This is a genomic window from Nocardia sp. NPDC049935 (genome assembly GCF_055586645.1).
In genome coordinates this window covers 819,439-830,848 of sequence record NZ_JBVJHV010000003.1, presented here as the reverse complement: position 1 = coordinate 830,848, position 11,410 = coordinate 819,439, and the positions used below count along the sequence as shown (strand labels likewise).

Below are 11,410 nucleotides of genomic sequence, written 5' to 3'. Positions count from 1 at the left end.
ACCGATGCCGAGCGGGTCGCTCCGCTGCGCCCCGAGCACACCGCCTACGTGATCTTCACGTCCGGTTCGACCGGGCGGCCGAAGGGTGTGGCGGTAGCGCACGCGGCCATCGCCAACCAGTTGCAGTACGTGGTCGCCGAGTTCGGGATGGACGCGGCCGACGCGGTCCTGCTGAAGACCGCCGCCACCTTCGACCTCTCGGTGTGGGAGTTCTGGTCGGCCGCGGTCTGCGGTGGCCGGTTGGTGATCGCCTCGGCCGAGGGGCATCGTGATCCGTCGTATCTGAACGAGTTGATGCGGCGTGAGTGGGTGACCACCCTGCATGTGGTGCCCTCGATGCTGGACGCGCTGCTGGCCGACGGCCTGGCCGATTCGCTGTGGCGGGTCATGGCGATCGGTGAGGCGCTGCCCGGGGCGACCGCGCAGCGTGTGCTGACCGGTCATCCGCGCACCGAACTGTTCAACCTCTACGGCCCGACCGAGGCCGCGGTCTCGATCACCACGCACCGGGTCACCGCGGCCGACCGGCACAGTGTGCCGATCGGTGTGCCGCAGTGGAACAGCAGCGTGTACGTGCTCGACGACCGGCTGCGGCCGGTGCCCGACGGTGTCGCGGGTGAGCTGTACCTGGCGGGCGGGCAGTTGGCACGCGGGTACTTCGGACGCGCGGATCTGAGCGCGGAACGGTTCGTCGCGAACCCGTTCGACGCGGGCAGCCGGATGTACCGGACCGGTGACCTGGTGGCGTGGAACGCGGCCGGGGAGTTGGAGTACCGGGGTCGTACGGACTTCCAGGTGAAGATTCGTGGTTTCCGTATCGAGCTGGGTGAGATCGAGGCGGCGTTGCTGGCGTTGCCGGAGGTCGCGCAGGTGGCGGTGATCGCGAAATCCGATGTGCGCACCGGTGATCGGCTGGTGGGTTATCTGGTGCCCGCGGGCGGCGCTGTCGATACGGCCCGGGTCCAGAACGAACTCGCGGCGCAGTTGCCGTCGTACATGGTGCCGTCGGCGTTCGTGGTGCTGGACGCGTTGCCGTTGAACGTGAACGGCAAGCTGGATCGGAAGGCGTTGCCGGAGCCGGAGTTCGAGGCCAAGGCGTTCCGGGCTCCGTCGACGCCGGTCGAAGAGATCGTGGCGAATGTGTTCGCCGAGGTGCTCGGGGTCGAGCGGATCGGCGCGGATGACGATTTCTTCGCCCTTGGTGGTAACTCGCTGCTGGCCACGCAGGTGACCGCACGGATCGGCGCCGCGCTCGACGCGCGGGTGCCGGTGCGGGTGCTGTTCGAGGCCGCGACGGTCGCCGGACTGGCGGTGCGGGTGGAACAGCACGCCGGAACCGGTGGACGGAAGGCGCTGGTCGCGGGTCCGCGGCCGGAGCGGATCCCGCTGTCGCTGGCGCAGCAGCGGATGTGGTTCCTGAACCAGTTCGATACGGCTTCGGCCGCCTACAACATCCCGGCCGCCGTGCGCTTGACCGGGGAACTGGATGCGGACGCACTGCGCCAGGCGGTCACCGATGTGGTGACCCGGCACGAAGTCCTGCGCACCGTCTACCCCGCGTCCGCGGGGCAGCCGGAACAGCGGGTGCTTCCGGTCGATCAGGCCGTACCGGATCTCACCCCGATCCCGGTCACCGCCGACGAGGTGCAGGAACGGATCGTGGCGGTCGCCGCCACCGGCTTCGACGTCCGCGACGAGGTGCCGCTGCGGATCACCCTGTTCCGGATCGCCGACGGTGATTACGTGCTGGTGTTCGTGGCGCATCACATCAGCGCGGACGGCTGGTCGATGGGCCCGCTGACCCGTGACGTGATGACCGCCTACGCCTCCCGCGCGGCCGGTCTGCTGCCGGGCTGGTCGCCGCTGCCGGTGCAGTACGCCGATTTCAGCATCTGGCAGCGCGAGATCCTCGGCGACGAGAACGATCCCGCCTCGGTGGCGGGTACACAGCTCGCCTACTGGACCGCGGAACTGGCCGATCTGCCCGACGAACTGAACCTGCCCACCGACCGGCTCCGCCCGGCCGAGCAGTCGTTCGCCGGCGGGAAGACCGGATTCCTCGTCGACGCGCACACCCACGCCGGCCTCGCCGAACTCGCGCGCACCGGGAACGCCACGCTGTTCATGGTGGTGCACACCGCGCTGGCGGTATTCCTGGCCCGGATGTCGGCGGGCGACGATATCGCCATCGGCACGCCCATCGCGGGCCGCGGCGAAGCCGAACTCGACGACCTCATCGGCATGTTCGTCAACACGCTGGTGCTGCGGTCGCGGGTGCGGCCGGAGGCGTCGTTCACCGAACTGCTCGCCGAGAACAAGGACACCGATCTGCGGGCCTTCGCGCACGCCGATATCCCGTTCGAACGCCTCGTCGAGGTGCTCAACCCGGAGCGTTCCGCGGGCCGGCATCCGCTGTTCCAAGTCGTGCTCTCGTTCGAGAACTTCGGTGAACTCGAATTCGAACTGCCCGGTCTCACCTTCACCGGCCTGGACCCCGACGCCCAGATCGCCAAGTTCGATCTGCAGCTGACGGTCCGCGAGATCACCGGGCCCGACGGCGCGCCGGGCGGTCTGGCCGCCGAATTCGGCTACGCCCGGGATCTGTTCGACGAAGCGACGGTGGTCGAGTTCGGCCGCCGCTTCCAGCGGCTGCTGGCGGCCGTGGTCGCCGATGCCGGGACCGCGGTCGGGGAACTGGCACTGCTCGACGCCACCGAACGGCGGACGCTGACCACCCGCACCGGTGGTCCGGCCGAACCGCCGCGCACCCTGGCCGAGATCCTGGTGACCGCGGCGGCCACCAACCCCGGCGGTATCGCGGTGGTCGCGGACGGTGTTTCCTACACCTACGCCGAACTCGATACGGCCGCCAACAAACTGGCCCGGGTGCTGATCGCCCGGGGCGCCGGTCCGGAGGTCCCGGTGGCCTCGGCGCTGCGCCGCTCCTGGCACTCGGTGCTGACCCTGTGGGCCATCGCCAAATCCGGCGCCGTGCTGGTGCCGGTGGATCCGGGCTACCCGGCCGACCGCATCGCCCATATGATCACCGACTCCGGCGCCGCGCTCGGCGTGACCGAGGCGGCCGATGTGGCACAGCTTCCGGTGCCGCCGGGCGGCTGGCTGGTGCTGGACGATCCGGATCTCGCCGCCGAGGTGGAGGCCAGTTCGCCGCACGCGATCACCGATACCGATCGGCGCGCACCGCTGCGCACCGCGAACACCGCGTACATGATCTACACCTCCGGCTCCACCGGTCTGCCCAAGGGCGTCGCGGTGACCCACGCCGGTCTGCGGAACTTCGGTACCGAACAGGTCCGCCGGTTCGGGCTGGACACCTCCACCCGGGCACTGGCCTTCGCCTCCCCGTCCTTCGACGCCTCGATCCTGGAACTGCTGCTGGCGGTCGGTGCGGCGGGGACGCAGGTCCTGGTGCCGTCGATGATGTTCGGCGGCGCGGAACTGGCCGAACTGATCCGCACCACCGGGGTGACCCATGCCTTCATGACACCCTCGGTGCTCGCCTCTCTCGATCCGGGCGCACTGTCGCAGGTGCGCGCGATCGTGGTCGGCGGCGAGGCGGTCCCGGCGGATCTGGTCGGCCGGTGGGCGGCGGATCGCGCGATGTTCAACGCCTACGGCCCGACCGAGAGCACGGTCGCGTCGAATATCAGCGACGCGCTGGTTCCGGGCGAGGCCGTCACCATCGGCGGCCCGATCCGGGGTATGCGCGCGCTGGTGCTGGACGCCCGGCTGCAGCCGGTTCCCGCGGGTGTCGCGGGCGAGCTCTACCTCGGCGGTATCCAGCTGGCCCGCGGCTATCACGCGCGCCCCGCGCTCACGGCCGGCCGGTTCGTCGCCGACCCGTTCGGCGCGCCGGGTGAGCGGCTCTACCGCACCGGCGACGTGGTGCGCTGGCTCGGTGACAGCGTGGAATACGTGGGCCGCAACGACTTCCAGGTGAAGGTGCGCGGGTTCCGTATCGAACTGGGCGAGATCGACGCCGCGCTGGCGGCCCGGCCGGAACTGGATTTCGCGGTCACGCTCGGCCGGGAAGCCGATTCCGGGGCGACGATCCTGGTGTCGTATGTGCTGCCGGTCGCGGGTGCGACGGTGGATACCGCGGCGCTGACCGAACATCTTTCCGGTGTGCTGCCGGACTATATGGTGCCCAGCGCGATCGTCGTCCTGGACGAGATCCCGCTGACCCCGGCCGGCAAACTCGATCGCCGGGCGCTGCCGGAACCGGTCCTGGAATCCGGGCGGTTCCGGGCGCCGACCACACCGGTCGAGGAGATCGTGGCCGGTGTTTTCGCCGAGGTGCTGGGGCTGTCCGGGGCCCGGCGGATCGGGCTGGACGACGATTTCTTCGCCCTCGGCGGCAACTCGCTCATCGCGACCCAGGTGGCGGCCCGGCTCGGCGCCGCCCTCGATACCGAGGTGCCGGTCCGCACGCTGTTCGAGGCCTCCACGGTGGTCGCGCTGGCGGCCCGGGTGCAGGCGCAGACGGGCCGGGGCGGCCGGGCGCCGCTCACGGCTCGGCCGCGTCCGGAGCGGATCCCGCTCTCCCCGGCCCAGCAGCGCATGTGGTTCCTGAACCGGTTCGACAGCGAATCGGCGGCCTACAACGTGCCGGTGGCGGTCCGGCTCTCGGGCCGGCTCGATCTGCCCGCGTTGCGGGCGGCGATCACCGATCTGGTCGACCGGCACGAGATCCTGCGCACCTACTATCCGGAAACCGATTCGGGCCCGGTGCAGGTGATCCTGCCCGCGGGCAGCGATGTGGTGAAACTGCAGACCCGCGCGGTCGCGCCGGAGGGTATCGAGGAGGCCGTGCTGGAGGTGCTGTCGACCTCGTTCGATGTCACCGCCGCGCCGCCGCTGCGGATCGCGGTCTTCGAGATCACCGGAGCCACCGACGAGTACGTGCTCGCGCTGACCGTGCACCACGTGTCCGGTGACGGTTCGTCGGCGGGTCCGCTGACCCGTGACCTGATGCTCGCGTACGCGGCCCGCACCGCGGGTACCGCGCCCGATTGGCAGCCGCTGCCGGTGCAGTACGCCGATTACGCGCTGTGGCAGCGCGAAGTGCTCGGCGCCGAGGACGATCCCGAATCGCTGGCGTATGCCGAGGTCGAGTACTGGCGTACGGCGCTGGCCGATCTGCCCGACCAGCTCGATCTGCCCGCCGACCGTCCGCGGCCGGCGCTGCAGAGCTACCACGGCGGCCGGGTGGAGATCCGGATCGACGCCGAGACCCATCGCGAACTGGTCCGGCTGGCCCACGAGCGGGGAGCCACCCTGTTCATGGTGGTCCACACGGCCTTCGCGGTGCTGCTGTCACGGCTGTCGGGCAGCGACGATATCGCCGTCGGTACGCCGATCGCGGGTCGCGGCAGCGCGATCCTCGACGATCTGATCGGTATGTTCGTCAACACCCTGGTGTTCCGTACCCGGGTGGATCGCGGCGAGGCGTTCACCGATCTGCTGGCGCGCCAGCGCGAGACCGATATCGCGGCCTTCGCCAACGCGGATGTGCCGTTCGAGCGGCTGGTGGAACTGCTGAACCCGCAGCGCTCCACCGCCCGCCATCCGCTGTTCCAGGTGGGCCTGTCGTTCCAGAACCAGAGCCGGGCCGCGCTCGAACTCGCGGGTCTCTCGGTCGCCGGGCTGGAATTCGATACCGAGATGTCGCAGTTCGATCTGCATCTGATCGTCGGCGACGTCTACGACGAGACCGGCGCCGCCGGCGGTATCGGCGGCCATCTGACCTACGCCACCGATCTGTTCGACCACGATACGGCGCAGGGCTTCATGGACCGCTTCGTCCGGATGCTGGCCGAGATCGTGGCCGCCCCGGATACCGCGGTCGGGGACCTCACCGTCCTCGGTGCGGACGAGCGCTCCGAGCTCGCGCAACGCAACGCGACCGCGCACGTGGTGGAACCGGAACTGCTGACGGCCGGGTACGCCCGGACGGCGGCGGCGCATCCGGACCGGATCGCGGTGGTCTACGAGGACGAGCGGCTCACCTACCGCGAGTTCGACGAGCGGGTGAACCGCCTGGCGCGGTTGCTGATCGCCGAGGGCGTGGGCCCGGAATCGCTGGTGGGCCTGGCCGTCCGGCGGTCGGCGGACCTGATGATCGGCATGTACGCGATCATCGCCGCCGGTGGTGCGTATGTGCCGCTGGATCCGGACCATCCGGCCGAGCGGATCGGCTATGTCCTGGAGACGGCGCGCCCGGTCTGTGTGCTGAGCCGGACCGCCGACGCGGTCGCGGTGCCCGACGGCACCCCGGTGCTGCATCTGGACACCGTGGACACCTCCGGCTACGACGGCTTCCCGCTGACCGCGGCGGAACTGCGCGGCCCGGTGCGTCCGGAGAACCCGGCGTATGTGATCTTCACGTCCGGTTCGACCGGGCGCCCGAAGGGCGTGGCGGTATCGCATCGCGCGATCAACAACCAGATCGAGTGGATGCTGGCCGAGTACCCCCTCGGCAGTGCGGACGTCTACCTGCAGAAGGCGCCGGCCACCTTCGATATCTCGTTGTGGGCCAACTTCATACCGCTGCGGGCGGGCGCGACCCTGGTGGTCGCCACCCCCGACGGCCATCGCGATCCGGCCTATGTGGCCGAGACCATCGCGGCGAACCGGGTGACCGTGGCCGATTTCGTCCCGTCGCTGCTGTCGGTGTTCGCCACCCACACCCCGGCCGGGACCGTCCCGACCCTGCGGGATGTCTTCGTGATCGGCGAGGCGCTGCCGCCGTCGACCGTCGCGGAGATGAAGGCGATCTCCGGTGCGGCCCTGCACAACCTGTACGGCCCCACCGAGGCCGCGGTCTCGGTGACCTACTGGCCCGCGACCGAGACCGAGGGGGCCTCCGTCCCGATCGGTGTGCCGCAGTGGAACACCCGGGTACATGTGCTGGATTCGCGGCTGCACCCGGTGCCCCCGGGCGTGGTCGGCGAGCTGTATCTCGCCGGTGATCAGCTGGCCCGCGGCTATATCGCGCGGCCGGATCTCACCGCGGACCGGTTCGTGGCGAACCCGTTCGAACCCGGCACCCGGATGTACCGCACCGGCGACCTGGTGCGCTGGCAGCCCGCCGGCGGACGGCAGGTGCTCGACTACATCGGCCGCAGCGATTTCCAGGTGAAACTGCGAGGTCAGCGTATCGAACTCGGCGATATCGAAGCCGCGCTGCTGGCGCAGCCGTCGGTACGCCAGGCCGTGGCGCTGGTGCTGCCGACCCAGCGTGGCGACCAGCTGATCGCCTACGCGGTCCCGGCGCCGGGCGCGGAGATCGACCAGGCCGTGCTGCTGGAGGCCGTCGGCGAGACCCTGCCGGTGTACATGGTTCCGGCACTGATCATCGGGCTGGCCGAATTCCCGCTGAACACCAGCGGCAAACTGGACCGCAAGGCCCTGCCGGAACCGGAGTTCGCCGCGTCGGCCTACCGCGCGCCGTCCACCCGGGCCGAGCAGATCGTCGCCGAAGTGGTCGCCGAGGTGCTCGATATGGAGCAGATCGGTGTCGACGACGATTTCTTCGCCCTCGGCGGTAACAGCATCCTGTCCATCCAGCTCGTCTCGCGGGCCCGCGCCCGCGGTGTCGAATTCCGGGCCCGTGACGTGTTCGAGCAGCGCACAGTGGCCGGGCTGGCCGCGGTGGCGGTCGTGGACCTGGAACCGGCGCGTCCGCTGCTGCCGGAACTGCCCGGCGGCGGTGTCGGGGAGATGCCGATACCGCCGAATATCGCGGCGGTGCTCGCCGGTGGAGCGCCGTATGCCGGGTACGCCCAGTCGGTGGCCTGGCGGCTGCCGGCCGGTCTCACCGAACCGGCGCTGTCGGCCGCGATCACCGCGGTCCTGGACACCCACGACGCCCTGCGCGCCCGGGTGCACCGCACCGGCAGCGGGCACGCGGTGGTGATCGGCGAACCCGGATCGGTGCACGCCTCCGCGGTACTGCACCGGGTTCCGGTGGCCGCGGAGGTCGAGGACGGTGAGTTCATCCGGATCACCGCGACCGAACTCGACGCCGCGATCGACCGGCTCGACCCCGAACAGGGCGTCATGGTGCAGTTCGTCTGGTTCGCCGGTAATGCCGAGCGCGCCGATATGCTGCTGGCCGTCGCGCACCGGTTCGTGGTGGACGAACAGTCCTGGCGCATCATCGGCCGCGATCTCGGTACGGCCGCCGAGGCCGCGGCGGCGGGCCGCCCTGAGTTTGCGGCGGCGGGCCGCCCGATCGTGCTGCCGGCCGTGGCGACCTCGTTGCGTGCCTGGTCGCACGGTATCGCCGAAGCGGCCCGGGACCGCGCGGCCGAACCGTACTGGCGCGGTCTCCACCGCGGCGTCGCGGCGTTGCCGACGGAACGCGATTTCGATCCGGCCGTCGACACTGTCGTCACCATGGATCAGGTGCGGGTGGCCGTCCCCGACGAGACGGCCGCCGCGATCCTGGCCGATATCCCCGGTCTCTACCACGGCGATCAGCTCGACGCGCTGCTGTCGGCGCTGGCGCTGGCCGTGGTGCGCTGGTCCGGCGGTCCGGCGGCACTCGTCGAACTGGAACGTTCCGGCCGCGGTGCCGACGCCCTGCCCGGCGCCGACCTGCTGGGCACCGTCGGCTGGTTCGCCGGCACCCACCCGGTCCGCCTCGACCTCGCGGGTATCGACCTCGACGCCGCGTTCACCGGTGGCTCCGCGCTGGGGACGACGGTGAAATCGGTGAAGGAACAGCTGCGCGCGGTGCCCGGCGCCGGTGTCGGCTACCGCGGTACCGGCCCCGCCCCGATCACGTTCCGGTTCAGCGATCACCGTGGCGCCGATACCGATTCGGGTCACGGCTGGAGCCCGGTGGACGGGTTCGTGGAACCGCTGACCCGCCGCGCGCACCGGCTGCCGGCCCCGGCGACGGTCGAGATCAACGCGGTCGTCGGCGAGGACGGGCGCCTGTCGGCCACCTTCGGTTTCCCGACCGGTCTGCTGTCCCGGAAACGGGTGCAGGAGCTGGCCGATCTGTGGTTCACCGCGCTCACCGCACTGGCCCGGCACGCCGGACAGGGCGGCGCCGGCGGGTACACCCCGTCGGATATGCCGCTGGTCACGGTGGAACAGACCGATATCGACCGCTGGGAACAGGAATACCCGCGGCTGTCGGACGTGTGGCCGCTCTCGCCGCTGCAGTCCGGCATGCTGTTCCTGTCGCAGCTTTCCGGATCGGGCGGCGGCGACGTCTACGCCCAGCAGGCGGTCATCGAACTCGGCGGGGCCGTGGACGGGGCCCGGCTGCGGGCCGCCGGGCAGGCGCTGCTGGACCGCTACTCCAGCCTGCGGGTCGGGTTCACCACCGATCAGGCCGGGCGCGCGGTACAGATCGTCGCGGACCAGGTCGTACTGCCGTGGCAGGAACTGGATCTGCGGAACCTGCCCGACGGCGAACGCGAGGCCGAACGGATCCGGCTGCTGGCCGCGGACCGGGCCGCCGGCTTCGATCTCGCGGTAGCGCCGCTGCTGCGGTTCACGCTGATCCGCGATACCGGCGAGCGGGCGCACCTGGCCGTGGTGGCACATCACATCGTCTTCGACGGGTGGTCGCTGCCGCTGATCCTGCGCGATCTGCTGATGCTCTACGCATTGCACGGCGACGCGAGTTCGCTCCCCGCCGCGCATTCCTACCGGGAGTTCCTGGCCTGGCTCGGCGATCGTGATCTCGCCGAGGGCCTGAACGCGTGGACCGATGCCCTGGCCGGCGTCACCGAACCGACCCTGCTGGCGCCGCAACCGAAACCCGGGGCCGCGCCGAACGGGCGGGTCACCCCGGAATTCGATCCGGAGCTGTCCCAGCGGATCCGGGACCTGGCGGCGTCGCTCGGGATCACGGTCAACACCTTCGTGCAGACCGCCTGGGCGATCGTGCTCGGCCGGCTCACCGGCCGCGGCGATGTGGTGTTCGGCGCGACCGTCTCCGGTCGTCCGCCCGAACTGCCCGGGGTGGAGTCGATGGTCGGTATGTTCATCAACACCCTGCCGGTGCGGGTGCGTATCGACGAGCGGGCCACCGTCACCGAACTGCTCACCCGGATCCAGCGGGAACAGGCCGATCTGCTGGAGTACCACCAGACCGGGCTGCCCGAGATCCAGCGCGCGGCCGGGCCGGGCGCCCAGTTCGACACCCTGCTGGTGTTCGAGTCCTACCCGGTGGACCGGGAATCCATCGAGCGGGTCAGCTCGATCGACGGGATGTCGGTGACCGGCCTGGACTTCCACGGCGGCACCAACTATCCGGTCACGCTGATGGTCACCGACGAGGAACACCTCGGCTTCTCGCTCGAATACGCCGGCGACCGGTTCACCGAGGCCGAAACCGGCACCCTGGCCGCCCGCTTCCTGCGGGTGCTCGAGGCGCTGGCCGCCGACCCGGGCGTCGTCGTCGGGGATATCGATATCCTCGACGCCGCCGAACGGGCCCGGCTGGTCGCCGACGCGCGCCCCGCCGTCGCCGAACCGGCGGCCGGCTGGGTGGGCGCCCGCACCGTGGGCAAGGCGCTGGCCGAAGTGGTCGAAGAGGATCCCGCCGCCCCCGCGCTGCTGGTGGGTGCGGACGAGATCGCCTACCAGGTGGTGGACCGGCGGTCCTCGCAGCTGGCGCGGTTGCTCATCGCCCGCGAGATCGGCCCCGGCGATACCGTCGCGGTCACGACCCGGCGGTCGGTGGATTCCGTGGTGGCGGCGTGGGCGGTCCAGAAGGCCGGTGCGGCACTGCTGTTCGCGGCCGATCTGCCCGCCGACCGGGTCGCCGCCGCGGGCGCCGCTCTGGTGCTGGGCGATACCGCGTCGGGTTCGCTGCGATGGCTCAATCCGGAGGCGATCGATACCGCCGCCGAATTGGCCGAGGCGCCCGCGCATCCGGTGTCCTACGCCGACCGGGCCCGCCCGCTGGGCGAGGACCACCCGGCGTTCGTGGTGGTCACCGGTGACGAGGTTCGCCACCTCACCCAGACCGAGGCGCTGGACCGGGCGGCGGGGCTGCGGGAGTCGAACGAGGTCGACTACGAGTCCACGACCTACACCACCGAATCCTCCGGACCCGCCGCGATCGACGAATTCCTCGTCGCCGCCACCGCCGGAGCCCTGTCGGTACTGCCGGCCGGGGACGATCCGCTCGAGGATGTGGAATCGGGCGAGGTCACCCACTGGTTCGTCCCGGCGGGTGCGCGGCCGGACGAGGCGCCCGCGGAGGTGACCGTCGTCGAGAGCTGACCGGAAGCCGGGTGGCGTGCGCGCCACCCGGCAGGCCGGGAACGCGTATCCTCGGACGAAACAGGGGAGGTTGTTCATGCGTATGGCCAGGATCCTCGCTTCGGCGTAGGTCTGACTCGACTGCACGCTCCGAAGC

1 protein-coding gene is annotated in these 11,410 nt (G+C 70.8%); it reads left to right on the top strand.

The features are described 5' to 3' along the window. Window positions 1–11,274, top strand: an 11,274-nt coding sequence (locus tag ACZ6SF_RS16665) for an amino acid adenylation domain-containing protein (protein WP_466062967.1), incomplete at its 5' end; no start/stop codon positions are given. Window positions 11,275–11,410: the final 136 nt, after the last annotated feature.